The sequence below is a fragment of the Shewanella subflava genome, from assembly GCF_025971955.1.
Lineage (GTDB): Bacteria > Pseudomonadota > Gammaproteobacteria > Enterobacterales > Shewanellaceae > Shewanella > Shewanella subflava.
This window is the reverse complement of the sequence record NZ_JAPDMX010000005.1, coordinates 32,703-59,626: the sequence shown is the minus strand read 5'-3', so window position 1 is coordinate 59,626 and position 26,924 is coordinate 32,703. Positions and strand designations below refer to the sequence as shown.

Annotated in this window: 24 protein-coding genes; 16 read left to right on the top strand and 8 right to left on the bottom strand. The window is 40.4% G+C overall.

The features are described 5' to 3' along the window. Positions 1-125 precede the first annotated feature (125 nt). Positions 126-2,078, bottom strand: a complete 1,953-nt coding sequence (gene acs, locus OHT75_RS04335; protein WP_264725226.1) for an acetate--CoA ligase — start codon at positions 2,076-2,078, stop codon at positions 126-128. 278 nt (positions 2,079-2,356) lie between these two features. On the opposite strand from acs, the gene OHT75_RS04330 reads away from it, so the two are divergent. The 4 genes from OHT75_RS04330 to OHT75_RS17975 all read left to right on the top strand — a co-directional run bounded on the left by OHT75_RS04330 (position 2,357) and on the right by OHT75_RS17975 (position 10,710). Next, entirely contained in the window at positions 2,357-5,788 is a 3,432-nt protein-coding gene (locus OHT75_RS04330; RefSeq protein WP_264725225.1) for a hybrid sensor histidine kinase/response regulator, read from the top strand. A gap of 50 nt (positions 5,789-5,838) precedes the next feature. After that, positions 5,839-6,441 carry a glutathione S-transferase family protein gene (locus OHT75_RS04325; protein ID WP_264725224.1) on the top strand — a complete coding sequence of 201 codons (603 nt, stop codon included), beginning with the start codon at positions 5,839-5,841 and terminating at the stop codon, positions 6,439-6,441. A 552-nt stretch (positions 6,442-6,993) separates the two neighbouring features. After that, positions 6,994-9,318, top strand: a complete 2,325-nt coding sequence (locus tag OHT75_RS04320) for a methyl-accepting chemotaxis protein (RefSeq protein ID WP_264725223.1) — start codon at positions 6,994-6,996, stop codon at positions 9,316-9,318. Positions 9,319-9,738: 420 nt separating this feature from the next. Then, positions 9,739-10,710, top strand: coding sequence for a 4'-phosphopantetheinyl transferase family protein (locus tag OHT75_RS17975; protein WP_319803625.1), 972 nt, complete (start codon positions 9,739-9,741; stop codon positions 10,708-10,710). Here OHT75_RS17975 and OHT75_RS04310 read toward each other — a convergent pair. Both OHT75_RS04310 and queF read right to left on the bottom strand, forming a co-directional pair. Next, positions 10,707-12,296, bottom strand: a complete 1,590-nt coding sequence (locus tag OHT75_RS04310; RefSeq protein ID WP_264725222.1) for a S10 family peptidase — start codon at positions 12,294-12,296, stop codon at positions 10,707-10,709. The genes OHT75_RS17975 and OHT75_RS04310 overlap by 4 nt on opposite strands. A gap of 389 nt (positions 12,297-12,685) precedes the next feature. Next, positions 12,686-13,540 (bottom strand): NADPH-dependent 7-cyano-7-deazaguanine reductase QueF, encoded by an 855-nt coding sequence (gene queF / locus OHT75_RS04305; RefSeq protein ID WP_264725221.1) that lies wholly within the window; start codon positions 13,538-13,540, stop codon positions 12,686-12,688. A gap of 54 nt (positions 13,541-13,594) precedes the next feature. Between queF and syd the strand changes: the two genes are divergently transcribed. Further along, on the top strand, positions 13,595-14,245 hold the full coding sequence (gene syd / locus OHT75_RS04300) for a SecY-interacting protein (RefSeq protein WP_264725219.1): 651 nt from the start codon (positions 13,595-13,597) through the stop codon (positions 14,243-14,245). A 10-nt stretch (positions 14,246-14,255) separates the two neighbouring features. On the opposite strand, the gene OHT75_RS04295 is transcribed toward syd, so the two are convergent. Together OHT75_RS04295 and OHT75_RS04290 are read right to left on the bottom strand one after the other, a co-directional pair. Further along, positions 14,256-15,029, bottom strand: a complete 774-nt coding sequence (locus OHT75_RS04295; protein WP_264725218.1) for a Zn-ribbon-containing protein — start codon at positions 15,027-15,029, stop codon at positions 14,256-14,258. Further along, positions 15,029-15,352 carry a hypothetical protein gene (locus tag OHT75_RS04290; RefSeq protein WP_264725217.1) on the bottom strand — a complete coding sequence of 108 codons (324 nt, stop codon included), beginning with the start codon at positions 15,350-15,352 and terminating at the stop codon, positions 15,029-15,031. Before OHT75_RS04290 ends, OHT75_RS04295 begins: the two co-directional genes overlap by 1 nt. A gap of 178 nt (positions 15,353-15,530) precedes the next feature. Between OHT75_RS04290 and OHT75_RS04285 the strand changes: the two genes are divergently transcribed. Then, on the top strand, positions 15,531-15,917 hold the full coding sequence (locus OHT75_RS04285; protein WP_264725216.1) for a DUF3192 domain-containing protein: 387 nt from the start codon (positions 15,531-15,533) through the stop codon (positions 15,915-15,917). A gap of 11 nt (positions 15,918-15,928) precedes the next feature. Here the strand turns inward: OHT75_RS04285 and OHT75_RS04280 are convergent, their stop codons facing one another. Beyond that, the gene (locus OHT75_RS04280) at positions 15,929-16,162 is read right to left on the bottom strand and encodes a DUF2789 domain-containing protein (RefSeq protein WP_264725215.1); all 234 of its coding nucleotides are present in this window, start codon (positions 16,160-16,162) and stop codon (positions 15,929-15,931) included. A 152-nt stretch (positions 16,163-16,314) separates the two neighbouring features. On the opposite strand from OHT75_RS04280, the gene OHT75_RS04275 reads away from it, so the two are divergent. From OHT75_RS04275 to OHT75_RS04265, 3 genes are all read left to right on the top strand, one after another. Then, positions 16,315-16,941, top strand: coding sequence for a GNAT family N-acetyltransferase (locus tag OHT75_RS04275; protein ID WP_264725214.1), 627 nt, complete (start codon positions 16,315-16,317; stop codon positions 16,939-16,941). Positions 16,942-16,951: 10 nt separating this feature from the next. Next, a complete protein-coding gene (locus tag OHT75_RS04270; protein WP_264725213.1) occupies positions 16,952-17,281 on the top strand; it encodes a DUF962 domain-containing protein in 330 nt (109 codons plus the stop codon). Positions 17,282-17,507: 226 nt separating this feature from the next. Further along, positions 17,508-18,413 carry a LysR family transcriptional regulator gene (locus tag OHT75_RS04265; RefSeq protein WP_264725212.1) on the top strand — a complete coding sequence of 302 codons (906 nt, stop codon included), beginning with the start codon at positions 17,508-17,510 and terminating at the stop codon, positions 18,411-18,413. A 4-nt stretch (positions 18,414-18,417) separates the two neighbouring features. Here OHT75_RS04265 and OHT75_RS04260 read toward each other — a convergent pair whose 3' ends face one another. Both OHT75_RS04260 and folX read right to left on the bottom strand, forming a co-directional pair. Beyond that, positions 18,418-19,305 (bottom strand): TIGR01777 family oxidoreductase, encoded by an 888-nt coding sequence (locus tag OHT75_RS04260; RefSeq protein ID WP_264725211.1) that lies wholly within the window; start codon positions 19,303-19,305, stop codon positions 18,418-18,420. A gap of 69 nt (positions 19,306-19,374) precedes the next feature. Continuing rightward, positions 19,375-19,746: a dihydroneopterin triphosphate 2'-epimerase gene (gene folX / locus OHT75_RS04255; RefSeq protein WP_264725210.1), complete on the bottom strand. Its 372-nt coding sequence runs from the start codon at positions 19,744-19,746 to the stop codon at positions 19,375-19,377. 87 nt (positions 19,747-19,833) lie between these two features. Between folX and OHT75_RS04250 the strand changes: the two genes are divergently transcribed. The 7 genes from OHT75_RS04250 (at position 19,834) to OHT75_RS04220 (ending at position 26,627) form a co-directional block, all read left to right on the top strand. Then, entirely contained in the window at positions 19,834-20,964 is a 1,131-nt protein-coding gene (locus OHT75_RS04250; protein ID WP_264725209.1) for an AI-2E family transporter, read from the top strand. Between the two features lie 89 nt (positions 20,965-21,053). Further along, entirely contained in the window at positions 21,054-21,968 is a 915-nt protein-coding gene (locus tag OHT75_RS04245; RefSeq protein WP_264725208.1) for a class I SAM-dependent methyltransferase, read from the top strand. Positions 21,969-22,590: 622 nt separating this feature from the next. After that, positions 22,591-22,749 (top strand): periplasmic nitrate reductase, NapE protein, encoded by a 159-nt coding sequence (locus tag OHT75_RS04240; RefSeq protein WP_261298526.1) that lies wholly within the window; start codon positions 22,591-22,593, stop codon positions 22,747-22,749. 38 nt (positions 22,750-22,787) lie between these two features. After that, positions 22,788-23,045, top strand: coding sequence for a chaperone NapD (locus OHT75_RS04235; RefSeq protein ID WP_188843724.1), 258 nt, complete (start codon positions 22,788-22,790; stop codon positions 23,043-23,045). Positions 23,046-23,047: 2 nt separating this feature from the next. After that, a complete protein-coding gene (gene napA / locus OHT75_RS04230; RefSeq protein WP_264725293.1) occupies positions 23,048-25,537 on the top strand; it encodes a nitrate reductase catalytic subunit NapA in 2,490 nt (829 codons plus the stop codon). Between the two features lie 11 nt (positions 25,538-25,548). Then, entirely contained in the window at positions 25,549-26,019 is a 471-nt protein-coding gene (locus OHT75_RS04225) for a nitrate reductase cytochrome c-type subunit (RefSeq protein ID WP_264725207.1), read from the top strand. A gap of 20 nt (positions 26,020-26,039) precedes the next feature. Then, positions 26,040-26,627 carry a cytochrome c3 family protein gene (locus tag OHT75_RS04220; protein WP_264725292.1) on the top strand — a complete coding sequence of 196 codons (588 nt, stop codon included), beginning with the start codon at positions 26,040-26,042 and terminating at the stop codon, positions 26,625-26,627. Positions 26,628-26,924: the final 297 nt, after the last annotated feature.

Genomic DNA, 26,924 nt, shown 5'->3' with positions numbered 1-26,924 from the left:
CGAAAAAGAGAAACTGGTTAGTATTTCTCTAGGGTGGATGGAAATAACATAATGAAAATAAGTCGCTTATGATGAAGCGAGTCAAAGCGTTGAGCAGCGGTGTCTCTGCTCAACTCAGTTTGTTGTTACTCGGTTTTGTTTAAACGAGTTTCAATTAAAGTATCAATCACCGCTGGATCAGCCAATGTTGAAGAGTCGCCTAAATTGGTTACCTCGTTAGCAGCAATCTTACGTAAAAAACGACGCATAATTTTGCCCGAACGGGTTTTAGGTAATCCTGTCGCCCACTGAATTAAATCAGGAGTAGCCAATGCGCCAATTTCTTTGCGAACCCATAAACGAAGCTCTTGACGTAATTCTTCAGTCGGTTCGACATCACGCGTTAAGGTGACATAGGCATAAATACCTTGACCCTTAATGTCATGTGGATATCCCACTACCGCCGCTTCTGCTACTAGCTCATGGGCAACGAGGGCGCTTTCAACTTCAGCGGTACCTAAACGGTGACCAGATACGTTAATAACGTCATCTACACGACCTGTAATCCAGTAATAGCCGTCCTCGTCACGACGAGCACCGTCACCTGTGAAGTACATACCACGGAAGGTTTTAAAGTAAGTCAAAGCAAAACGGTCATGGTCGCCATAAATGGTTCGCATTTGCCCTGGCCATGAATCTAAAATAACTAAGTTACCTTCAGTTGCACCGTCAACAATGTTACCCATATTATCGACAAGGGCAGGTTGCACACCAAAGAAAGGACGGGTTGCAGAACCAGGCTTAGTATCAGTCGCACCCGGTAATGGGCTAATCAAAATGCCGCCTGTTTCAGTTTGCCACCAAGTATCCACAATCGGGCATTGCTCATGTCCAATTACTTCATGGTACCAGCGCCATGCTTCAGGGTTAATGGGTTCACCTACTGAGCCCATAATGCGCAGCGAATCACCTTTGTATTCACTGAATTGTTCTTTACCTTCAGCCATTAATGCACGAATTAACGTTGGTGCTGTGTAAAGAATATTCACTTTATGGCGGTCAATCATTTCACCTAAGCGAGAAGGCGTTGGCGAATTAGGTACACCTTCATGAATGAGTACAGTGGCGCCATTAGCAAGTGGGCCATAAACCATATAGGAGTGGCCAGTAATCCAACCTACATCGGCAGTACACCAGTAAACATCACCTGGTTTATAATCAAATACATACTCATGGGTCATTGATGCATAAACCATGTAACCACCTGTGGTGTGTAACACACCTTTAGGGTTACCGGTTGAACCTGAGGTATACAGCAAAAATAGTGGGTCTTCAGCCCCCATTTCTTCATATTGGCAATGTTCTGATGCGACATCCATTAATGCATTCCACCAGATGTCTCGGCCTTCAACCCAATCGATATTGCCGCCAGTTCGGTTAAGTACAATAACCTTTTCAACACAGTTCACATCGGGATGTGCAATGGCTTCATCGACACTGCGTTTAAGTGGGATTTTACGTCCACCACGAATACCTTCATCGGCTGTGATGATCACTTTTGACTTACCGTCAATCACGCGAGAGGCAATAGAGTCAGGGGAGAAACCACCAAATACGACCGAATGAATAGCACCAATGCGGGCACAGGCTAGCATTGCTACTGCAGCTTCTGGCACCATAGGCATGTACATGGTGACTACATCACCTTTAGTTACACCTTGGCTTCTTAAGGCGTTAGCGAACTTACAAACATCGGCATGCAGTTCAGCATAGGTAATTTTACGTTGCTCGGAGGCATCATCGCCTTCCCAGATAATCGCAACAGTGTCACCATTTTTTTCAAGATGACGGTCTAAACAGTTGGCTGATGCGTTTAATGTGCCATCATAAAACCAGTTGATGGATAAATTGTGATCATCAAACGAGGTTTTTTTCACTTTAGTGTAAGGCTTGATCCAATCAATGCGCTTACCGTGTTCTCTCCAGAAACCTTCTGGATTAACAATGGATTCCTGGTACATTTTTTTATATTGATCATTATCGACCAGTGCATTTTCAGCGATAGCGCTAGGCACTTTGTAAAGAGACTGCGAGCTCATAGGGGCTTCCCTTTCTATAAATGGCGTGGTGAAAGTATCATCTGCAACAGGCTTATAACACTATTAGACCTTGGTCTAGTTTGATAAAGTCCTTATTATTTAACCTGTTGCACGTGCTAAACTGTGACTCTTTTAAAAATGAATGTTGTGAATTTTATTGCGCAGCATGATATTGATTGTTTAATGGACAATCATCGAAGGCTTTGAAAAGATAACCAAATAATAACAAGAATGATATCGGATGACTCATTCAATAATTCAAGGTAATAAATCGCGTTATGAATTTAACCCTTTTTGTGGCAATTATTGCCGTGTGTTATGTGTCGCTGTTGTTTATTTTGGCTTGGGGGGCTGAGCGCTGGTTCACTAAAATCACCCAAAAAGCGCAAGTGTGGATTTATGGCTTAAGCTTGGCTGTGTATTGTTCATCTTGGAGTTTTCTTGGCACCGTGGGGCAGTCTGCCAGCAACCTGTGGTCTTTTTTACCGATTTTTATTGGTCCGATCATCATTTTTACCTTTGGTTTTGGTTTGCTTCGCAAAATGGTGGTGGTGTCAAAAGCACAAAATATTACCTCGGTGGCTGATTTTATCGCCGCTCGCTACGGTAAATCCCAGTTGCTCGCTGCTTTAGTCACTCTGATTGCTTTATTCGGCATCATGCCTTACATCGCGTTACAGCTAAAAGCCATGGTGTTTTCACTGAATTTATTCCAACCCAGTGACGCACCTTTAAATCATCAAGGGGTGCCTTTACTGATCACCTTTATTTTGGCTGTATTTGCCATTTTATTTGGAACCCGTAAGTTAGATGCCACCGAACACAATCCTGGCATGATGGTGGCTATTGCTTTTGAGTCACTGGTGAAGTTAACCGCCTTTTTGTTGGTGGGGGGGGTTATCAGTTTTGGCTTTTTTGATGGTTTTGATGACATTTGGCAGCAGGCAAATGAGCGCGATTTAATTGAATTTGGTCAATTAAGAATTGAGTCACTTTTACCCGAGTTAGTCGTGGGGATGGCGGCATTTTTGTGTATGCCAAGACAGTTTCATGTGATGGTGGTTGAGTGTGGTGGTGAGTCTATTCTCAAAAAAGCCCGCTGGATATTTCCTATATACTTAGCGTTATTTGGTATTTTCGTTGCACCTTTAGCCTTAGCAGGCAAAATATTATTAGGTGACAGTGTCGCCGCCGATACTTATGTTATCAACTTACCGTTGGCACTTGATCAACCCATTTTAGCGGTCATTGCTTTATTGGGTACTTTATCTGCGGCAACGGGTATGGTGATTGTGGCAGTGGTCACTATCAGTGTCATGATCAGTAATGAGTGGCTAGTGCCAATCATGCTTCGCACCGGGCAAATCAGGCAGAAAAATTTCAGCCAATTTTCACAGTTACTCCTCAATGCCAGACGTTTGGCGATTGTCATTATTTTAGGTTTTGGTTATATAAGCTACTTAACCTTAGTCGACAGTGATTCGCTGTCACATTTGGGGATGTTGTCATTTGGCGCATTCGCCCAACTTGCTCCTGCATTAATTGGTGGCTTGTATTGGAAATACGGTAATCGTAATGGGGTTTATTTTGGTTTAGGTGTGGGTTTTAGTTTGTGGTGTTACATTTTGTTTTTCAGTAACAATGATGTTAGCGCACTGGCACATTTTGGTGCTAATCAAGGGATATTAGATACCATCAAACCCAACGTGAGTGACATTCTGACCGCGCTATTGGCCAATATTGTTTGCTATGTTTTAGGGTCTTTGTGGTTTAGAGCCGGTGTTGCTGAGCGTATTCAAGCCAGTAACTTTGTAAAACCCTGGCATCTGGAACAAAATGACAATAAGCGTCAGGGACCTATTGCCCAGCAGGACTTGTTGATCCTTGCCAGCCGCTTTGTTAGCCCAACCCGCGCCTATGAAAGCTTTAGCCGCTTTTCAGCCGACGCCGTTAAAAGTGACAGTTGGCATAAAGCAGCACCGGATGAATTAATTGCTCACACAGAGCATATGTTGGCAGGGGTGCTTGGTGCATCAAGTGCAAAGTTAGTGATGGACTCTGTTATGCAGGGACGTGACTTGGCATTAGATGAAGTATTTAGCTTAGTAGATGAAGCCTCATCAAAAATCATTTTAAGTCAGGACATGCTCCGTGGCGCAATAGAGCACGCCTATGAAGGCATGAGTGTTGTTGATAAAGACCTTAATCTGATGGCGTGGAACTACAAATATGCCGAGCTATATCAATACCCTGAAGGCTTTTTGAAACAAGGCATGCCAATTAGTGAAGTGGTAAGGTTTAATGCCTCCAGAGGGTTTTGTGGATCAGGTGATATCGACCATCAAGTTGAGGTTCGTGTACAGCATATGCGCAATGGTACGCCGCATACTTCTGAGCGTGAACGAAAAGACGGCAAGGTCATAAAAATTCAAGGCAATCCAATGCCCGATGGCGGTTTTGTTATGACCTTTACCGACATTACTCAGTATCGGTTACAGGAAAAAGCCTTAAAGGAAGCCAATGAAACATTGGAAGAAAGGGTTAAAGCACGAACCTACGAGTTAGCCCTGCTCAACAGTGAATTACTTGAAGCGAAAGCCCAAGAAGAGCTTGCCAATGCTTCAAAAACGCGCTTTTTAGCGGCAGTCGGCCATGATTTAATGCAGCCACTCAATGCGGCAAGATTATTCACCGCGTCTTTATCTCAATATCCTAACTTGGATTTAGAAGCACGAACCACGCTCACCCATGTGAATAGTTCATTAAAAACGGCAGGTGAGTTACTGACAGATTTATTAGATATCTCCAAGCTTGATTCTGGCATGGTTGAGGTTAATCGTCGTGACTTTGCCGTCGGTGAGGTACTAAATGCTTTGGCGGTAGAATTTGATGCGATGGCGCAGGATAGCCACATCCATTTCACTCTAGTGCCTTCAACGTTAACGGTTAATTCTGATCCAGCATTACTTAGACGTATTTTACAAAACTTTCTCACTAATGCTTATCGATATGCCAGAGGCGGCAGGGTGTTAATGGGTTGTCGTCGTCGCGGTGAGCATATCGAAATACAAGTGTTCGACACTGGTTGTGGTATTGGTGCCGATGATATTAAAGAGATATTTCGTGAGTTTAAACGCTTAAATCATCCAAGTAGTCGCAATGTTAGCGGCCTAGGGTTAGGGCTAGCGATTGCTGACAGGATCAGCAAAGTGCTTGATCATGATATTAATGTCACATCCCAGTTAGGTGATGGTTCCATGTTTTCAATATTAGTGCCATTAGGTAAAACGGTACATGAGGTTGAAACAAAATCCCATTCCAGTTTGTTGCAACCATTAGCAGGTGTCAAAGTGTTATGCATTGACAATGAAGAAGCCATATTAGCAGGTTTAGAGTCATTATTAACCCGTTGGCAATGTGAAGTTGTGTGTGCCAAAGATTTAGCAGATGCGCGTATTAAACTTGGTTTGAAAGGCGTGGCTCCTGATATCGTACTGGCGGATTATCACCTTGATGATGACCAGAATGGGGTCGATGCAATGGATGGTATTCGTGCCCGCTACGGACAACAGTTACCGGGTATTTTGATCACGGCAAATACCAATAAACAATTAGTGGAAGATGTTGAAAAACGTGGTTATCACTATATGGCTAAAATGGTTAAGCCTGCGGCATTAAGAGCGCTAATTTCCAGTCTGGTGAAAAACTGATCGAGTCTATAACCCTTTGGGCATAAAAATATGTGGAGCAAAAGCAAAATATGTTAACTGTTTATGGTGATATTAAGTCAGGCAATTGCTACAAGGTCAAACTGGTATTAAGCCTACTTGGAATAGCGCATCGCTGGCATGATATGGATATTTTACAGGGCGATACGCAGGATGATTGGTATCTTCAAAAACACCCTTTGGGCAAAATTCCATTAATAGAAACAGCAAACGGTCAAATATTATCAGAATCGAATGCCATCATGGGATATTTGGCTGAAAACTCTGCACTGATCCCCAACGATCCTTTTGATAAAGCCAAAATGTATCAGTGGATGTTTTTTGAACAATACAGTCATGAGCCATATATCGCCGTCGCGCGCTTCATTCAGTATTATTTGGGCATGCCAAATGACAGACTTAATGAATATAAAGCTATCCATAAAAAAGGCTATAAAGCGTTAGATTTTATGGAGCAAACCCTTAAAAACTCAGCTTTTCTAGTGGGCGAGCAATTTACCTTAGCCGATATTGCACTTTTTGCTTATACCCATGTTGCTCATCAAGGTGGATTTGATTTAAAAGCCTATCCATCAATTAAACAATGGCTTGCTAATGTTGAGCAACAACGCGGATTTGTAGGGATGATGGCGTAATGTCCGCCTCTAAGTATATGATGATATTAATTTTAACTAGCCAATCGCAGATTCAGAACCGAAGAGATATATATGGAATTCATTGCTAAAAGTGTCTCAATGACAGTCTATCTTAGTTGCTCACAGCTGTGCTAATTGTTCCACTTTAATTAAACAGGACACTTTAACCATCTAATAGTCACCAACTATTGAGGTGTTAAATGATAAAAAAGTGAAATGTATGAACTTAAATGAAATGAGTTCAGTTGTTTAATCTGATTGCTGTATTGTCTGCTTATCGTGCAGCTAAAAATAATAACGGTAAAAGGGGCGCTATTTAGATTTAAATTGCGTTAAAAACGGGCCAAAAGTTTCATGCTTAATTTGATTATCTCGTCAATATTAGCTCATTAATGCCGCATAAGATGTTGAGCCTTGATTTATATTTGAAAAAACATGTTTTAACTCCTAATGTTAATTGGGTTTACTTTTTTTCGTATACAAAGTTTTCACAAATGCAGTAGATTAACTAAAAATAGAAAATAAAAATGTTGATTACTTGAAAGGGGATTTATGAATATAAGACGAAAATTAGTACTTGGTGCGACTGTGATTGGTTTTGTCCCAGTATTAGTGGCTGCTCTTGTGCTTTCTTGGGAGGCGAATATTAAAGGAAAAGTGCTGCTTGAAGCGCAAGCAAACAATCAGCTGATATCCGTCAGAGATGTGACTTTGGAAAATGTTGAAACCTATTTTGACTTAGTGAAAAAAAACATCAATTCAATCACAACGAGTCAAACAACAATAGAGGCGATGGCTGACTTTAGTGGCAGTTTTTCATCGCATGCCCAAAAAGCAGATTTACCCGTTGAGACAACAACCTCTTTAGTTTCACAATTCTATCAGCAAAAGTTTGCACCATTATATAAAAAATATAATGCAGAAGAGCCTGCTATCTCGTCTAATTTGAATAAGTTAAATGCAAATGCGATGGCATTACAATATAGCTATATCAGTCAGAATGATGCCGATTTAGATAAAAAAAATGCCCTTGTATATTCTCCTGATTATTCTGCTTACTCTGAGTCGCATAGTTTTTATCACGTTAATTTCCGTGAATTAATTGCAAACTTTGGTTATAAAGACTTATTACTTATTGATCCTAAAACCTCTGATATCGTCTACTCAGTTTCAAAGAATATTGATTTTGCCACAAACTTACAAAACGGCCCATTTGCTAATACGGGTTTAGCGCAAGCTTACAATGCCATTGTGGCGAATCCGGTGAAAGGTGAGGTATCAATAACGGATTTCTCAAATTATGAACCCAGCCTGGGGTTTCCTACCATGTTTATCGCCGCACCTGTTTTTGATATGGATAATTTCATCGGCGTGATAGTTGTTAAGTCTTCAATTAAACAATTAAATGATATTTTTACACATCATCAATCCTGGCAAAATATTGGTCTTGGTGAAACAGGTGAAACCTATGTTGTAGGGCAGGACTCAAAGCTGAGAAGTGTCAGTCGTTTGTTTATTGAAAACTCAGATAAATACCTATCAGATCGAGAGAGCCAAGGCATGTCTAAGCTTGATTTGAATAGAATTAAATTGAGCGGTTCGCTTGTTGGGGTGGTGCCAGTCAATACAGAAGCTGTCCAACTTGGTTTAAAAGGTGAAATTGGGTCTACTCGATATCAGAATTTGGCGGGAGACGTGGTGTTATCTGCATATCGTCCGTTTAAAATTGGTGATGCGAATTGGGTTTTAGTGAGCGAAATTAATGAAAATGAAGCTTTTGCAGCAACGGTGGAGTTGCAAAATGCTATTTTGAAAATCTCGATCGTAGTGATCTGCATTGCGTTAATGGTGTCAGCGTTAGCGGGTTATATTTTCTCTAAATCAATGACAAGCCCAATTATGTCAACGATCGATACACTGAAGAATATCGCCGAAGGCGATGGCGATCTGACTCAACGATTAGATGATAAACGTCAAGATGAAATGGGCGAGTTATCTAGGGAGTTTAATCGTTTTATTTCCAATGTGCATAATATTGTCATTCAAGTCGCTTCGAACTCTGCTGGTATTAAAAGTAATATTGATAAGTTAAATGAAATTAGTCATTCCACTACACTTGCCATGGTTGAGCAACGTAAACAAACTGATAATGTTGCAATATCATTTGGTAATTTGAATACCACGTCACAAGATACTGCCGAAGTGACATCTCAAGTGATGCTTTCGGCAAAAGAAGCGGCTTTAGTCACTGAAGATGGCCGGCAAGTTGTTAATAATAATCAAGAAACAATTCTTAGCCTTGCCACCAGTCTACGGGAAAGTTGTGGCACAATTGAGGCGTTGGGTAAAGAGGTAGAGAATATTGGTAGCGTACTTGCGGTAATACAAAGTATTGCAGAGCAAACCAATTTATTAGCTTTGAATGCTGCAATTGAGGCAGCAAGAGCAGGAGAGCAAGGAAGGGGCTTTGCTGTTGTGGCCGATGAAGTTCGCTCCTTGGCCGCTAAAACCCAAGATAGTACTGCGCATATTCAAGAAACGATAAACAAATTAAAATCTACAGCCAGTATGGCGACTAAAATGATGCACCAAAGTGAACAAATTGGATTAGACACTGTTGAGCAAAGTAGCCATGTTGGAAATGCGTTAAATGATATCTCTACTTTAATTAACAAAGTATCTGATGCATTAGAAAGAGCAGCAGCAAATACAAAAGTGCAATCTAGCTTAGTGTTTGAAATGGATAATAACATCCAATCCATTGCAACCTCTGCAGAGAGTGTTTCGTCTCAAGCACTCAAATCTGAAAATTTAAATGCAAATATTCAACAAAATTCAGATCGATTATTTGAGTTAGTAGGCCGTTTCAAAACATAACTTTAATAAGTATTAAAAATATTTGCTTGTTCATACTCAGTAAACCGCCAATTGCTGGTGGTTTTGTCGTACGCAGTTGCAAAAAGCGTGTTAATGTCGAGGTAATTTGCCTTGTAACTTGTAACGAGCGAGTTATTCAAGTTTAACTTAAGTTTTAGCGATTGAATTTAGACCATTTTAAGCTGAATACACTTACCTGTTACACAAAGCGTAGAAAATCCTCATCAGCAATTATCACCATTATTTATTGGATCATGGGAAGTTTTCATCCGATGAAAATGGATGTTTATACTATTTCAGCATGCTAAAAATACAGATGAGATAAGCTTTTAGATTTAGCTAACCAGTAGTTTGATAATACAAGTCAGTTAATACAGAAAAAGACAAAGGGCTTTACAAATTATTTTAATGTAAACACACTTGCAGGCAGTATCAGCCAGTTTGTTAAATAATGTTCGCCAGATTAATGGTTTAACTTTCCTAGCCCAATATGAAGCTTGTTCAAATCGAGAAGCAATGATGATCCAACCACACGTTTATTTTATCCCGTTAAATAACCCGCTTAGTCTAATTGAGTTTCAACAGGGGTTGGCTTTGGGCTGGTTAACTGACCATGAAATAAACAAGATACATCGTTATAAAGCTGAACAGGCTCAACATAATGCACTACAAGTTCGTTTAGCATTGCGGGCTGTTTTATCCCTGCACAGTTATGTGCTGCCGCAGCAGTGGCAATTTGAATATGGCGATAAAGGCAAGCCGAGTTTAGCTATTGAGCAATTCACGCAAACGGGGTTGCATTTTAACCTAAGCCACAGTGGTGACTGGCTAATGATTGGCGTGTTGCCGTGTGCTAATTTGAGTTCCCTAAATGTTGTAGATAACGCGGTTTTATTTGGTCTTGATATTGAGCGTCTGCGTACCAATACCAATATTAAGCCGATTCTAAATCACTATTTTTCTGCCAATGAAGTGGCTGATTTAATTGCCTTACCTGAAGCGCTACAACGGCAGCGTTTTTTTGATTTATGGACACTAAAAGAGGCGTACATTAAAGCAACGGGTGAAGGATTAGCGCAATCATTAAGCTCCTTTTCGTTTTCATTTAATAATAATCATGTGTTTCAAGCAGACTGTTTTTCTGACATGGCTCCATCGCCCAGATTATGCCGCCATGATGAAATCCACTTTAGTGCTCCGGTTAGCGATAACGGTCACTGGATTTGCCGCTTTGGGCGTTTGACTGATACCTATCGGTTCAGCATTTGTATCGGAATGAATGGTTTAGTGAAGGATAATAATGAAAAAAGCCGTGATGATGCAGCGAAACAAGTCAATATCTCTGAGCCAATAATGAGATTAACATCATTGGCTCAGTTGGTAGCCGTTTAGTACTTAGCCGCTTGATTTGGTTTAGGTAAACTTGAGAGAATAAATTCGCGTAAATCTTGGTTAGATTGTTTTAAATCCTCATAACGCAAATACATCATATGGCCACTTCGATAGCCTTTAAACGACAGTCTGTTTTTCATTTGGCCGCTGCGGTCTAACTGCCACATAGTGTACTTGGCATCAAAATAGTTGGTGGCGCCATCATAATATCCTGATTGGATCATGACATTGAGGTAGGGGTTTTGAGCCATCGCTAAACGCAAATTCTCTCCAGAATTATCATTACTTCTATCCCACGGATGAACTGGGCCAAACATGTTGTATTTAATATCTGTTTTATAATTTAGTTCAGTGCGAAGGTAGTCATTAATTGCAGGGGTAAAGCTATGCAACCATGATGTTAGCTCGGCGTTGTAATCTGGGCGTGCTCCGACCGTTTTTTTATCAATCCCTAAGTAGCGCGAATCTAATCGACCAACCGTTTGCTGACGTTCACGCAGTAAGGTTTTCCAAAAGTAGTCGGTATCAATATCTAGATTACTTTGCAACACCTCTTTGACGCTCAGACCTGAGTAGCGGGCAACTTGCTTAGCAATACGTTGTTTTTCTTCATCATCGATAAAACTTCCCTTGGCTAATGCGGGTAAATACTGGTTAATGGTAAAGTTTTCCACCTCAGCTAATAGCGGGGTTAAATCCTGTTGTTGTAGATCTTCTGCGAGGGCTTTATGGTACCACGCGGTTGCGGCAAAATAGGGCAGGCGATTAGCGGCTTTCACTGGCCCATTACGCTCAATACCTATGTCTGTAGGCGACACAAGGATGACACCATTAGGATACATCCACTGGTTTTTTTGTAGCTCTAGTGCCAATCCCGATACCCTTGTGGTGCCATAACTTTCACCAATTAAAAACTTAGGTGAACGCCAGCGCTCATTGCGTGACACAAAGGTGGTGATCCATTCTGCTAAATAACTCACATCAGCATTCACACCAAAAAACATTTTTTGTTGTTCATCTTTTGAGGGCATTTTGCCGTCGGCATCGGGCAGAACGCGTGAGTAACCGGTATTTACTGGATTAACAAAAACAATGTCGGCCACATCTAAAATAGAATAATCATTACTTTTTACCCCATATGGTTGTAGTGGGTAGCCTTCATTATCAACATTGAGTACCCGCGGGCCGGTGTAGGCAACATGCATCCACACCGACGCCGAGCCTGGTCCACCGTTAAAAGATATGACCAGAGGGCGGCTGCTATTATCTTTAATATCAGTGCGTTGGTAGTAAGTATAAAATAGTGTGGCAGTTGGATTACCTTCATTGTCCCAAACCGGTTGTGTACCGGTTGTGGCGCTATAAGCAACTTTTTTATCTAAAATAGTGGTTTTATGTTGAGTGATAACATGCTGATCTATTGGAATTTGTCGTTTTTTTCTGTCGGCGATATTGATGTTATTGCTGTGACTAAGATTATTGGCACCAATAGTATTATTGTTGTCAGCAGCGTGACTGACAGAAATCGATAAACTGAATTGCATGCAAATTAGCACACCGCAGAATATGACCAGAATTTTGCGCATGGTAACGTCTCATTTTTATTAGGATTTGACTGAAGAGTAACATGTAATTAAACAAAGTGAGTTTCGCTTACATCAGCAATTTGTAACACTTTATATAACAAAAAGCCGTCATCAAGAAAATTGATGGCGGCTATTTATTGGCAGTAGATCTTATGAAATATGCAACGGTAAGGGAAAAGTCTTTCAACCGTTAAACAAACTTACCATTGTGACTATAACCACATCATTTGATTAATAGCTCATATCTGTAACTTACAAATTGAATTTAATGATTAAACATTTTTGCTAATTTATCTGTCAGTGTGTGTAGCCGTTTTATACAGTAAAGTTGCTGGTAGTAGACGACTTTACTGCAGCACAACCAACCCAAAAGATTAATCGCAGCAGACTTATTGCCTTGCTAAGCGATTTGATTCCGGTGGATGTTCAAAGTCACTGCGGTAAGGGTTAATGTCTAAACCGCCTCTGCGGGTATAACGCGCATAAACCGTTAGTTTTGAACAACCACAGTACTTTTTCAAATCAACAAAAATACGCTCGATGCATTGTTCATGGAATTCATTGTGTTGACGGAATGAAATCAAATAGCGAAGTAAACTCTCGCGATTAATTTTGGCGCCTTGATAGCGGATCATCACGCTACCCCAATCGGGTTGCGAGGTAATTAAACAATTTGATTTTAACAAATTGGAATTTAAGGTTTCAGCAACATTTTTTTCTTCAGTGCTATCAAGTAAATAATCAGGATTAAATCCATAGTCATCGACTTCGATATCTAAGTCATCGATGCAAGTACCGGGTAATTCTACAATGCGTTCAAGGTTAAACTGTTTTGGTTCAATGACTTTGACTGAAACATCACCTTGGGCGCAACGTGACAGGTCATTTTTCAGGGTTTCTTCAACCACATCGACACTGTCAAATTTCGTTTGATTAAAGCTGTTCAAGTACAATTTAAATGACTTAGATTCAATTAAATTGAGGCTATTGATGTCTAATTGCACTTCAGCAATCGCCACCATAGGCTTACCTTTGCTGTTCAGCCAAGATAATTCATAAGCAGTCCAAATATCGGTGCCATGAAAAGGCAGTTCACCGGTTAATTCAATAGCGTCACGGTTAAGTTTACGCGGGACCCCTTGCAGCAGTGATGCATCATATTCAGCTTGATATGCAGTGGATTGGCCTAAAGTTAAGCCTTTAAGTGCTTCAGCATCACTATAAGGATCGTGATTTTGTGTCATCTAATCGGTTTCCATGTCAAAATATGGCTTTATTATAAACCACGAGAAGCACTAGTGTCTTGTTCAAACGCACTTGAAATTTTTATAAATAAGTATCTTATTGCCTATCAAGATGCTTTATCAGAGCTGCCCCGCTATTATGCCATGGGAGAGGATTCTGCCTGTATTCAAGAGCCGTTGAGTGATGATCTTGATAAAGCAGTATTTTTTACGCCATTCAAACGAAAAAACTGTGCAGATTTTCATAATGTTGAACATGCATTAAGCTTATCGCTTCATGGTGATATTCATCCGTTTTATGGGCAGTTTTATAGCGCACCGCTGATGTTCACTTCCGAATGGGGCGAGGGTGAACTACTGCAAGCATGGAATCAGCAAGATTTTGAGTATTTGCAGCAAAACATGATTGGTCATTTGATGATGAAGAAAAAGCTGAAACAACCACCGACTTGGTTTATTGGGGTGTTAGGTGAGGGCGATCAAATGCTAACGGTGGATAATGAAACTGGCGCGGTTTGCATTGAAATTCCAGGTGAGAAACCTTGCCAGAAGTTAGCGGATTCTCTTGAAGTGTTTTTAACTGCGATTACTCCAAGAATCACACCGCCAGTAAAGCCTGATACCTCGGAAGATGCCCAATGGCAACATCCGGGTATTTGGCAACGTATTAAATTAATGTGGCAATATTTATTACGTAAAAAGTAAGCTGTGGATGTTATTGATGATCCCACGATAGGTTAGAAATAATCCGGCAGGGTTCACAACGAAAGTGAAACATATCCAGTAAAGGGCTATCCAGTTTCCAATCTTCACAGCCACATTTAGGGCAAGGTCTATTTAATTCACTTTGAAGACTTTGCCCACCCACACGATACACATAATAATATGTTGGAATTTGGGTTAAATATTCAATTCTGCCGCGTAGGTCCCAACCACGTCTAAACATATCGCTGTCAACAGAGCTTATTTCATCTAATGCAGCAAACTCGGCTTTTGTGGCTGCCGCCATTTGTAATTCATCACATGCTTGCCATTCGCTTTGCCATTTAATAATGCGTTTATGGTCACCATTAAACGTCGCGGGAATGTGATATAGGGGAATAGGCAGTAAATTGTCACCGCTTCTCAGTGGTGAACACATGTGTACGTAACTGGTATAAAGCAGTTGCCAGCTCGCGGGCTCAGTATTACTGACCTCTGAATTGATATCCTGGCCAATAAATTTTTCTCTTGGCGCCAGCAGTTTAGCTTCTGTTAAGCCTGCTAATGTTGCTTTAACCCAAGGGCTATTGTGTCTATGCGCTAAACTGGTTTTTTCTGGCATCATTAAACGTACTTTAAATTCACCATCATTGTACGCCACAGCAAATTCACGTCCTAAAATTTGTCCGTTTGCCCTTAGGGCCTCTAGGTATTGATTAATGGCCTTTTCAGCCAAACTAATCGTGGTATCTGCAAAAGGTTCAAATCGTAATTCAATCACAAACATTATAGGGCCTTGTCGTTCAGCTGTTGTTCGAGAAGTGCCACACGTTGAAGTAATTCATTGATTTGCTGTTGCATTAACTGTTGATGCTTCATGATAGGTTCAAGTAGGGGGCTTTCGGTTGCTTCAACTTCATGTTGTGGTGCAACAAAGTCAGCAATGGTTTGCCATTCAGATTTAGGTAAGGCTTTAAATTGTTGAAGTCCTTGAACAATGATTGGCATGGGAATCTTTCCCACTCGAGCTTTAATTAACGCAACACTGGGTGTGTGACCATTGATGGCAATAGATTTTGCCGCCGAAATAACGTGTTCAATTGGACTCATAAATGGTGAAAAACCTCAGTTGTGGGTGGTAAAAATAACTAACCTTGTAATATTTGTATTATTGGTCTTTTAAAATCAATAGCTTAAAGTTGGCATAAAATTAGCATTTAGTTAAGTCACATATTGAGTCAGATAAGACTTAAACATGATTCGTTTATTCTAACAAAAAGGACATCACATGAAATCAAATTTGATTAGTGCAGCATTGATCACCGCAATATCTTTAGGCTTGAGTGGTTGTGTATTAAACGTGGGCGACCATGAATCAAGTAAGAGTCACGATTACTGGGAAGTACAACAAGAAAAAAATCGTACCAGTTTAACTCAGTTATCCCTGGGGATGACATTTGAACAAGTGCAGATCATTATGGGCACAGCGGATTTCAGTGAAGCATTTGTCAGCCAAAATAATGCTCAGTCAGATAAAGAACAAGTGAAAGTGTTATTTTATCGTACCCAATGGGCCAAAGGCGATGGCAAAACGACTAAAGATGAATGCACTCCGATTGTATTTAAAAATAATGAGTTAATTGGTTGGGGCGACGCTGCTTACAAGCAAATTTAATCCATTTAAGGTTATTCATTTCTTAACATCACGTCCAATTGGTCTATTACTTCCGACCATTGGGCGTCTTCATTTAACGCTTCCAATAAAAAGGCTTTTTGAGCTGATGTCCAAAATGGCGCTTCTGTTAAACGAGTTTCAGCGGGTAATTGATGTGCAATGATAAAATGATTGATGTCATCAGATTTATTCGATAAACCAAGCTGTTTAAATAAATGGGTTAAATCAGTTTTTGTTGTATCCATGATGCTTTCCTTGGATCTGTGGTTGAGCGCATTTTATTACTATAGAGCATTATTGACTGCTCAGCTTGCATGAACTCAATTTGATGATTGTTTCAACCTTGTTAACTTGCTAAGTTAGTTTTGAACGTAAAATAGTCAAGGAACAAACAAGAATGGAAAATAACCCCTTGGAAAACTACAAAGCAGTATATTTAACGGCTGAAGATTTACGTGTTGCAGCTTCAATTATTTACAATGCATATCATGATGACCCTTTTTTTCTAGAAGTATTTGGCCGAGAAGATAACAGTGTATATGAGCAGAAGTTAAGAGCCGCAATTCGAGAAGAGTTAAACACTTTATGGCAGCAAGACCAGCCACTGATAGGCTTGTTTGATGGTGAGCGTTTAATTGGCGTTGCGTGTGTGATTACCCAGCAAATACCTATTGGACAATCACGATACTGGCATTGGCGTTTAAAAATGGTGCTAGGTACTGGCTGGAAATCTACTCAGGGTTTAATGGAAAAAGAAACCTGTTTATTGAGTCATCTTCCATCTGAAAAATGCGGTATTTTGCAGTTTATAGCGTTAACGCCAACGGAGCAAAAAAAGGGCAATGGCGCTAAATTAGTCGAAGCCGTACTAAGTTGGTGTGATGAACAGCCAAATTTAGAGGGAATGGGCGTATTTGTTAATCACCCCAAGCATCATAAAGTTTTTTCAAATCAAGGTTTTAAAAGTCTGGCCCATGTAACCATCGGGCAAGTTAAAGGCGAAATCTTGTTTTACGCCAAATGAGGCTGGTGACATGAGTAAGCAATATCAAAGTTTTAAAGAATTTTATCCATTCTATTTATCTCAACACCAAGATCCCGTATGTCGGCGATTACATTATCTCGGCAGTACGATAATTATCGTGGTGCTAATTAATACATTGATTAACCAAGATTGGTGGCAATTAGTGTGGCTGCCATTTATCGGGTATGGGTTTGCATGGTTAGGGCATTTTGTGTTTGAAAAAAATCGCCCGGCAACCTTCACTTATCCGATATATAGCTTAATGGCAGATTGGGTCATGTACTGGCAGATGATAAAAAATAGACTAGCGAGTGCCTTTATTAAAAGTCATAAATCGTAGGCAGAGATATTATCTGCTGTAAAATGTAATTAGTGTGGCTGTGAAATCACGGCCACGGTTATTTGATGGCTATTAAACTCAGCTTTAACACCATTCTTAGTTTATTCCTCAATCTTGTCTTTTATTGCCATTTAATGATGTTAACTGAACTCGCTGAATAATTTATTGTTATCGTTAATCATTAAGTTGATAATATTTCAGAATCACTTCGAGTGGGGATCTACAGATGTTAAATCAACAATGGCTCACCACGTTTATTACTTTAGTGGAACTTGGGCATTTTACTCAAACTGCTGAAACGCTTTTCATGACTCAGCCAGGTGTTAGTCAGCATATTAAAAAACTTGAGCATCAGGTGGGGTGCGCCTTAATTAACCGTATTGGTAAGCGATTTGAGTTAACTGAGGCTGGCATTGCAATTTACGAATATGCGTGCGATTTGCAACGTCAACAGCTGGAGTTACTAAGCAGCTTACATGTGGATGAGACTTTTGCTGGCGAGTGTAAAATAGGTTGTTCAGGCTCAATGGCCGCCCTGTTATACCCATACTTGATTAACGATCAGCAAGCATATCCTGAGTTAATTATGTTGCTGGAGGCGGGGCCTAATAAACGTACCTTGGACGGTATCTTATCCAATCAATTAGATTTAGGTATTGTGACCCAGCAAGTTGTGCAACCTGAACTGACCAGTATTGATATTGGTAAACAATCATTGTGTTTGGTGATCCCCAAATGTGTTTCGGGCAAACCTATTGATGCGAAGGTCAACTATGAATTATTAAGCCAACTTGGGATGATTGATCACCCCGATGCCAATTTTTACTGGCAACAAATATGTTCAGCGTTTTTTAATTCGGAATCAGCAAAAAACATCAGAAAATCAGGATATGTTAACCAGTTAAATCAAATTCTTTTGCCGGTGGCTAAGGGGCTAGGTTTTACGGTTTTACCTGAATTTGCGGTGCGGTGTTTTGCACAATATGATGACATTCAAATAGCTTATATCGCCAATGATAAACCAGTCATGTTATTTGAGCCTTTATATTTAGTTCACAAACAACATCGTAAATTAGCAAAGCGATACCAACGTATAATTCAACTTATCAAATCACTTGTTAATAATGACTAAGGGGTTAAACGATGCTTTTTAATGCATCATTTATATTGGTGAATTGAAATCTAAACCCTTGTTCAAGAGCGCGAGTCGGGATCACATATTGGCCTTCAGTGAGTAATTCAGACATCTCCCCCATAGCTAACCTCAAAGCCAGTGGTGGGGTAATGATTTTGGCAGGGCGGTTTAAAGCCTTGGCTAGAGCTTGTGAAAAAACACTATTGCTAACCGGATTTGGCGCCGTGGCATTATAAACACCTTGAGCGCTGGGGGTATTGAGCATCCAGATAATGAGCGCAATTAAATCATCTTGATGCACCCAACTCATACCTTGTTGACCTTTACCTATCGGGCCACCTAAACCCAATTTAAATGGCGGTAACATTTTGGCTAAAGCGCCGCCATTTTTACCTAAGACAATACCAATGCGAGGGATACACACTCTGGTGGCTGCTGATTGTGCTGTCAAGGCTAATTGTTCCCACTTATGGCAAATCTCGTGACTAAATTCATCATGAAATCCACTTTGTTCATCGACCGGCTCATGGCCTTGTCTGCCGTAGTAGCCAATCGCTGATGCACTGATAAATGTTTTGGGTGGGGTTTGACTCGATTGAATAAGTTGGCTTATTTGTTGGGTGATATTCCAACGGCTATCACAAATAGACTGCTTTTGTTTTTTAGTCCAGCGTTTGGCGACGATCGGCTCTCCGGCTAAATTAATTACCGCATCAAATTCGTCTAAATTATTGAGTTGGGAAAGGTCTTCAATGAAAACATGTTGTCTGCCCAATACCTTTATTGCATTGTCTACATTACGAGAGAGAACGGTTAACTTGTGTTGCATAAGATGGGCAACTAAATGCTTACCAACAAATCCAGTTGCACCGGTAATTAATATATTCATACATCCTCTCGCATTCAGTAAATACAACTTATTTAAAAGTACGCTTTAGTTAGCTAGATTGATCAATGATCAGCTGGATGTTTTTTGATAACTCAGCTCCATTGAAACGGAATCGGCAAACCTTAGGGCGTGCGGTTTGTCAATTTCGACACTGGCAAATTCAACCCAATCGTGCTCGCTAGCAATGGCTAGGGTTTGGTTGGTTAGGTTTTCCAGCAGTGAGAAGCGATTGTTTTCAATTAAAGCAATGATTTTTTTTGTGATAGTGCGATAATTCAGTGCATCAGCCACATTGTCGCTGTTTCGTGCTTTATCTGCGCAATAATGAATGACAACATTGATGATGACATCTTGCTGATTTTGAATTTCATCTTCTTTGATCCCAATATAGGTGCGTAATCGAAGATTTTTTATGCGTATAATGGCAGTTTCTGGTTTCATAGCGTCTTCTAGTAATAAATATTGTTTTCAATAGGTAAGCTTAACATAACTAATTTGACTCTTAGGTAGCAATAAGGATTTTTTTCGATGAAGGGTATACATCAATCGTCTATGGCGGTACGTAGTTTTATCGTGATGGCGTGTGTTGTCATTGTGCTTGCAGGTATAAAAGCGGCCAGTCCGATTGTCGTACCTTTTGTATTGTCCGCATTTTTAGCGATGATTTGTAATCCAGCCATCAGGTTGATGTGTCGATTTAAAATACCAAAAGCATTATCAGTGATGCTGTTGATGTTATTTATCGTACTGTTAGGGCTTTGGTTGGCCAGCCTTGTAGGGAGTTCAATTAATGAATTTTCAAAGCAGTTACCTGTTTATCGAGCACAGCTTATTGAGCAGTTTGCTTGGGTACTTGATAAATTACAGTCGTTTAATATTCATATTTCTCGCCAAAAAGTCTTAGAGTATTTCGACCCAGGCATGGCATTGAGTATGACAACGAATATGTTATCAGGCGTAGGCAGCGTGATGGCGAACCTGTTTTTGATTATTTTGACGATCGTATTTATGTTATTTGAAGCACAGGATATGCCGAAAAAGCTGCATTTAGCACTCGATGATCCTGATATGCGCCTAAAGCAAATTGATAAATTTTTACATTCTGTTAATCAATACATGATGATCAAAACTCTAGTGAGTTTAGCGACGGGTATAATCGTTGGGATTGGTTTGACAATAATCGGTATTGACTATGCATTGCTGTGGGCTGTCATTGCCTTTTTGTTTAATTATATCCCTAATATTGGGTCGATTATTGCTGCAATTCCTGCGGTTTTACTGGCATTCATACAATTTGGACCCGGCGCGGCAGGTGCCACAGGTTTGTTATACCTTGGTACCAATATGGTAATGGGCAATGTCATCGAACCTAAGTTTATGGGTAAGGGATTGGGTCTTTCTACCCTAGTGGTGTTCTTATCCTTAATTTTTTGGGGCTGGCTACTAGGTTCTGTTGGCATGTTATTGTCTGTTCCACTGACAATGGTGGTTAAAATTGGTATGGAATCAAGCCAGTCAGGGATGTGGCTAGCAATATTATTATCCGATAATGTTGAGGTCGCAGAAGATAAAATGTCGGAGTTAGACGCTAATCCTCAGTCTGAAAACGCACTTTTAGCCAATGAGCATACAATTAAGCAAGATAATGGCGCAGAGTAAGCTAACCCAAGTAACGAACACAATAAAACTAGCCGAAAAAAGTTAAATACTTCTGGCTAATTGATACTTCAAGAGAATAAAGCATATTTATGTCAGGACTAATTTCTGCGCTTAACGAGTTTACTTTTAATCACCAAGTACAACGCATTTTTCATGGACGTGGTGGCTTATTTAAAGGAGAGGAACACCTGTGTTTAGACTGGTATCCTCCCGTGCTGTTACTTACAAGCTTTAAATCATTAGATGAAGCGCAGCAACAGTCTTTGTTCAATGAAATTATTCATCAAGTTAAAACGATGAGACCTGAGCAAGCTGTCAACTTGGTATTTCAGCATCGTAGTGGTGGACAAACTGTAACGGATTTAATCTGTGGTGAAGTACCAGAGCAGCATGTAGTAAACGAAAACGGAGCCTTATTTAACGTTCATATTTTACGGGGTCAAAATCATGGTTTGTTTTTGGATATGGCCAACGGGCGCAAGTGGGTAAAAGAGCATGCAAAGCATAAAAATGTCCTTAATTTATTTGCATACACTTGTGGGTTTTCAGTTGCGGCATTGCAGGGGGGAGCTGATGAAGTCGTCAACATGGACATGAGCAAAGGTGCACTTAGCATAGGTAAGCAAAATCATGTACTAAATGATCTCCCCCATGGCGCCCGATATTTAGGTCATGATATTTTTAAATCTTGGGGAAAATTAACAAAGTTGGGCCCTTATGATTTAATCATTGCGGATCCCCCAAGTAATCAAAAGGGCAGTTTTGTTGCCACCAAAGACTATGAGCGTTTGTTAAAACGTTTACCGAGCTTATTGGCTGAAGGCGGTGAAGTACTGTTGTGTTTAAATGCCCCAGAATTAAGCAGTGACTTTTTGATGCAGCAAGTAGAAACAACGGCACCACAACTGCAGTTTATTGAGCGTATTGCTAACCCGAAGGTTTTTGCAGATATCGATGAGCAAAAATCGTTAAAAGTATTACGCTATTCCCTGATTAAACCTTAACCCAGTTTAAAAGACGATTAAACGAGATTTATATTCACTATCTGATAATCCAATTTGAACTTTGTTTTGATAATAAAGCCATTTTCGCCTCTCTAGCGTTCTTGGCTTTGGTTCAAACCTAGCTCTATCTAGCTTATTGAACGGGGATATTGCACGTCAATTCAAGGCCGTAAGCGCGGCAAAGTGTTGTTTGATTTGCAATTATTATCTCGAGTGTCGGTTATTTAAATGTCTAACCCTCAAGTCAATTGAATGAGGGCTTTGTGATAGCCAACGATCATCAAACCCCGTTTATTAAATTCCATTATCGCAACACAGATCACAGTTTTATCTAAATTCGGACTTATCTCACCTCTTAGTTGTGAAGTTAATGTTAATTTAAGCTATGCTTATCTGCGTATAATTTGTTGTTAAAATTATTTTATTTAATCGATGTTTACGTTTAGAAACTGAGAGTTGAGTAATAGTTTGTGAATTTTGATGATCTAGATCAACTAAACACCTGTTTACCAATTTGTGAGTATATAGATCACAATTTGTTTAACGATAGAATCCACGTAAATCGAACAAATGACATAAACCAATAGGTTATGTCGTCATTCTAACCACTCTTGGAGGCTCCATGAGTAATGAGACCGCAAGTGAAAAAAGTCTAGAATTGAAGATTTTCATCTTCCTGACTGTATTTCTCGCCCCCATTTTATCTGTACTGCTTGTTAGCGCCTTAGGATTTAGCATTTGGTTTAGCCAAATTTTAACCGGCCCACCAGGCGTAAGCTAAATATAAAAATAAATAATAAATTGATGTGAGTGTGATTAATGAGCAATGAACTTCACGTAACCAGTTTAATTGTCCAAGTTCAGCCAGACAAAATGGCAGATGTAAGACAGCAAATAATGGCAATCGAAAACGCAGAGCTTTCAGCAAACAATGAAGTTAAATTAGTTGTTGTTATTGAAGGACCGAGTCAAAAATCACTAATGGATGATATATCAACCATTAATGCATTACCTGGCGTGTTATCTGCAACCATGGTTTACCACCAAAGTGAAGAGCTTGAAGAAGGTGAGATATGAAAATGAATAGACGTGATTTTATGAAAGCCAATGCCGCAATGGCAGCGGCGAGTGTTGCAGGGTTAGCATTACCCGCAACAGCAAGTAACTTGATTACAAGCTCTGAACAAACGAAATTAGAATGGAACAAGGCACCTTGTCGTTTTTGTGGTACGGGCTGTTCAGTTATCGTGGCCACCCGTGATGGTAAAGTAGTTGCTACCCACGGTGATGCAAAGTCTGAAGTCAACAAAGGTCTTAACTGTATTAAAGGTTATTTCCTCTCTAAAATTATGTACGGTCGTGACCGCATTCAAACGCCTATGTTACGTATGACCGATGGTAAATACGACAAACATGGCGAGTTTACGCCAATTAGCTGGGATCAAGCATTTGATACCATGGCTGAAAAATGGAAAGCGACCTTAAAGGCAAAAGGTCCCACCGCTGTAGGTATGTTTGGATCTGGCCAATGGACCGTTTTTGAAGGTTATGCCGCGGTTAAATTAATGAAAGCCGGTTTTGGTTCAAATAACATTGACCCGAATGCTCGCCACTGTATGGCGTCAGCTGTTGTTGGTTTTATGCGTACGTTTGGTATGGATGAGCCAATGGGCTGTTACGATGATATGGAAGCGGCTGACGCCTTCGTATTATGGGGTTCAAACATGGCTGAAATGCATCCAATTCTTTGGACTCGCGTGACAGACCGTCGTTTAAGCGCACCGCATGTTAAAGTTGCGGTATTATCTACCTTTGAACATCGTTCATTTGATTTAGCGGATTTACCGATTGTATTTACGCCTCAAACTGACCTTGCAATCTTAAACTTCATTGCTAATTACATTATCCAAAATGATAAAGTGAACAAAGACTTTATTAGCAAGCACGTTAACTTCCGCAAAGGCACAACGGATATTGGTTATGGACTGCGTCCAACTCATCCACTAGAACAGCAAGCTAAAAACGTGGCAACTGCGGGTGATTCAACACCGATTGATTTCGAGCAGTTTAAAAAGTTTGTTGCTGATTACGATGTTAAATCTGTCAGTAAGTTATCAGGCGTTCCTGAGCATAAGCTGATTGAATTAGCTGAATTGTATGCTGATCCAAATAAGAAGGTGACTTCATTCTGGACTATGGGCTTCAATCAGCACACTCGCGGTGTGTGGTGTAACAATCTGATTTATAACATCCACTTGTTAGTCGGTAAAATTTCAACACCTGGTAACAGCCCGTTCTCTCTCACTGGTCAGCCATCGGCGTGTGGTACTGCACGTGAAGTGGGCACTTTCTCACATCGTTTACCTGCTGATATGGTTGTGACTAACCCAGAACACAGAGCAACTGCTGAGAAAATTTGGAAGATTCCAAGTGGGATTATTCCGCCAAAACCGGGTTATCACGCCGTAGAGCAAAATCGTCGTTTAAAAGACGGGGATTTAAATTGTTACTGGGTACAAGTAAACAATAACATGCAAGCTGCGCCTAATATGAATGAAGAAGGGTTGCCGGGTTACCGTAATCCTGAAAACTTCATTGTCGTGTCGGATGCGTATCCAACGGTGACAACCCAAGCTGCTGACTTGATTTTACCTGCGGCAATGTGGGTTGAAAAAGAAGGTGCTTATGGTAATGCTGAACGTCGTACCCAGTTCTGGCATCAGTTAGTTAAAGCGCCTGGTGAATCGAAGTCAGATATGTGGCAGTTGATGGAGTTTGCTAAACGTTTTACAACCGATGAAGTGTGGCCAGCTGACGTGTTAAATGCGAATCCGCAATTTAAAGGTAAAACGTTATACCAAGTTTTGTATCAAAACGGCAATGTGGACAAATTCCCAATGTCAGATTCAGATCCTAAGTATCTGAATGATGATGGTGAACATTTTGGTTTCTACGTGCAAAAAGGTTTATTCGAAGAATATGCAACCTTTGGCCGTGGACATGCCCACGACTTAGCTGATTTTGATGTTTATCACAAAGAGCACGGTTTGCGTTGGCCTGTTGTCAATGGTGTTGAGACTAAATGGCGTTACCGTGAAGGTTCTGACCCGTATGTTAAGCCAGGTAAAGGTTTTGAATTCTATGGAAAGCCTGATGGCAAAGCGGTTATTTTTGCTCTGCCATACGAGCCACCAGCAGAAGCACCTGATGAAGAGTTTGATATTTGGTTATCAACAGGCCGAGTGTTAGAGCATTGGCATTCAGGTTCAATGACTCAGCGTGTTCCAGAGCTTTATAAAGCATTCCCTGATGCCGTGTGTTTCATGCACCCAGATGATGCTAAAAAGCGCGGTTTACGTCGTGGTGATGAAGTGAAAGTCATATCGCGTCGCGGTGAAATTAAAACACGTGTTGAAACTCGTGGCCGTAATAAGCCGCCAGTAGGATTGGTATTCGTACCTTGGTTTGACGCTAGCCAGCTCATTAATAAAGTGACGTTAGATGCGACAGATCCATTGTCGAAACAAACAGACTTTAAAAAATGTGCGGTTAAGATTGTTAAGGCCTAAGGAGAATAACCATGAATGCTCGTAAACTGATATCGATGGTAGCGCTATTAGGTTTGTCATTTAGCATAATGGCTGCCAGTGTACCTGAAGATAAAATTGATACATTACGTTTAGCGCCATTGAATGTTGAGCCGACACCTCCTGCAATGCAGCAAGTGATTAACTCAGACGTGAAGCAGGTGCGAAACTACCCAATGCAGCCACCAGTGATACCACATAAGATTGATGGTTATCAGATTGATCTTAAAGTGAATAAATGTATGCAGTGTCATGCTCGTACGAGTACTGGTCATTCACAAGCTCCTATGGTGAGTGTGACTCACTACATGGATCGTGATAATAACTTCTTGGCAGATCTTTCTCCGCGTCGTTATTTCTGTACCCAATGTCATGCACCGCAATTAGATGCAAAACTACTGGTTGAAAATGACTTTGTAGATATTGACCATCTGATTAAAGCGACAAAACCTGCTAAGCATTAGGAGCGATTATGTTGGCTAAATTGTTTGAAAAGCTGAAGTTAGTTTGGACGGTTGTTAACCGCCCAAGCGTTCACTACAGTCTGGGATTTCTAACATTAGGTGGATTCGTGGCAGGGGTTATCTTTTGGGGTGGATTTAACACTGCATTAGAAGTCACTAACCAAGAGAAATTCTGTATTGGTTGTCATGAGATGGAAAACAATGTCTACCAGGAACTGCAAAGTACGATTCACTTTACTAACCGAAGTGGTGTACGTGCAACCTGTCCTGATTGCCATGTTCCCCATAACTGGACGGATAAAATTGCTCGTAAAATGCAAGCTTCTAAAGAAGTTTGGGGCAAGGTTTTCGGTACAATTAATACACGTGAAAAGTTTGAAGCTAAGCGCCGAGAATTGGCAGAACATGAATGGGAACGTTTAAAAGCGAATGATTCTCTTGAGTGTCGAAACTGTCATAACTTCGATTATATGGACTTTACTCGCCAATCTAAGCGTGCATCACAAATGCACTCGACATCTTTGGCGAGTGGTGAAAAGACCTGTATCGATTGTCATAAAGGTATTGCACACCAATTACCAGATATGGCTGGGGTAGAAGGTTTCTAACTGAAATCGTAATCAATGATAAAAAAGACCAGCTTGCTGGTCTTTTTTGTTTTCCCTAAACCACTTACTTCAGTAGGGGGATATATTTACGGCGTCTTGTCAACGCATGGTAGGAAAGCGCCCTTTTAGGGCGTGATATCAAAGCCACCGTCTTCAGAAGGTGGATTCTTTACTTAATAAAATTACAAAGATGCCTTTTTTTTAATTTTTCAACTATTATTAACTTGCCATAGGCAGTTATCCCTATCCTCATCAATAACTGTTTATTATAGCTTGCGAAAATATTCGATAACGGCG

What these genes read in the sequence shown, in the direction of transcription:
- folX (WP_264725210.1), bottom strand. Translation starts at nt 19,746, where the DNA reads ATGAAACCAGAAACTGCCATTATACGCATAAAAAATCTTCGATTACGC.
- OHT75_RS04260 (WP_264725211.1), bottom strand. Translation starts at nt 19,305, where the DNA reads ATGAATATATTAATTACCGGTGCAACTGGATTTGTTGGTAAGCATTTA.
- acs (WP_264725226.1), bottom strand. Translation starts at nt 2,078, where the DNA reads ATGAGCTCGCAGTCTCTTTACAAAGTGCCTAGCGCTATCGCTGAAAAT.
- OHT75_RS04240 (WP_261298526.1), top strand. Translation starts at nt 22,591, where the DNA reads ATGAGTAATGAGACCGCAAGTGAAAAAAGTCTAGAATTGAAGATTTTC.
- OHT75_RS04250 (WP_264725209.1), top strand. Translation starts at nt 19,834, where the DNA reads ATGAAGGGTATACATCAATCGTCTATGGCGGTACGTAGTTTTATCGTG.
- OHT75_RS04295 (WP_264725218.1), bottom strand. Translation starts at nt 15,029, where the DNA reads ATGTTTGTGATTGAATTACGATTTGAACCTTTTGCAGATACCACGATT.
- OHT75_RS04285 (WP_264725216.1), top strand. Translation starts at nt 15,531, where the DNA reads ATGAAATCAAATTTGATTAGTGCAGCATTGATCACCGCAATATCTTTA.
- OHT75_RS04320 (WP_264725223.1), top strand. Translation starts at nt 6,994, where the DNA reads ATGAATATAAGACGAAAATTAGTACTTGGTGCGACTGTGATTGGTTTT.
- queF (WP_264725221.1), bottom strand. Translation starts at nt 13,540, where the DNA reads ATGACACAAAATCACGATCCTTATAGTGATGCTGAAGCACTTAAAGGC.
- OHT75_RS04330 (WP_264725225.1), top strand. Translation starts at nt 2,357, where the DNA reads ATGAATTTAACCCTTTTTGTGGCAATTATTGCCGTGTGTTATGTGTCG.
- OHT75_RS04280 (WP_264725215.1), bottom strand. Translation starts at nt 16,162, where the DNA reads ATGGATACAACAAAAACTGATTTAACCCATTTATTTAAACAGCTTGGT.
- OHT75_RS04310 (WP_264725222.1), bottom strand. Translation starts at nt 12,296, where the DNA reads ATGCGCAAAATTCTGGTCATATTCTGCGGTGTGCTAATTTGCATGCAA.
- OHT75_RS04325 (WP_264725224.1), top strand. Translation starts at nt 5,839, where the DNA reads ATGTTAACTGTTTATGGTGATATTAAGTCAGGCAATTGCTACAAGGTC.
- OHT75_RS04235 (WP_188843724.1), top strand. Translation starts at nt 22,788, where the DNA reads ATGAGCAATGAACTTCACGTAACCAGTTTAATTGTCCAAGTTCAGCCA.
- OHT75_RS04290 (WP_264725217.1), bottom strand. Translation starts at nt 15,352, where the DNA reads ATGAGTCCAATTGAACACGTTATTTCGGCGGCAAAATCTATTGCCATC.
- OHT75_RS04275 (WP_264725214.1), top strand. Translation starts at nt 16,315, where the DNA reads ATGGAAAATAACCCCTTGGAAAACTACAAAGCAGTATATTTAACGGCT.
- OHT75_RS04265 (WP_264725212.1), top strand. Translation starts at nt 17,508, where the DNA reads ATGTTAAATCAACAATGGCTCACCACGTTTATTACTTTAGTGGAACTT.
- OHT75_RS04225 (WP_264725207.1), top strand. Translation starts at nt 25,549, where the DNA reads ATGAATGCTCGTAAACTGATATCGATGGTAGCGCTATTAGGTTTGTCA.
- napA (WP_264725293.1), top strand. Translation starts at nt 23,048, where the DNA reads ATGAATAGACGTGATTTTATGAAAGCCAATGCCGCAATGGCAGCGGCG.
- OHT75_RS04270 (WP_264725213.1), top strand. Translation starts at nt 16,952, where the DNA reads ATGAGTAAGCAATATCAAAGTTTTAAAGAATTTTATCCATTCTATTTA.
- OHT75_RS04245 (WP_264725208.1), top strand. Translation starts at nt 21,054, where the DNA reads ATGTCAGGACTAATTTCTGCGCTTAACGAGTTTACTTTTAATCACCAA.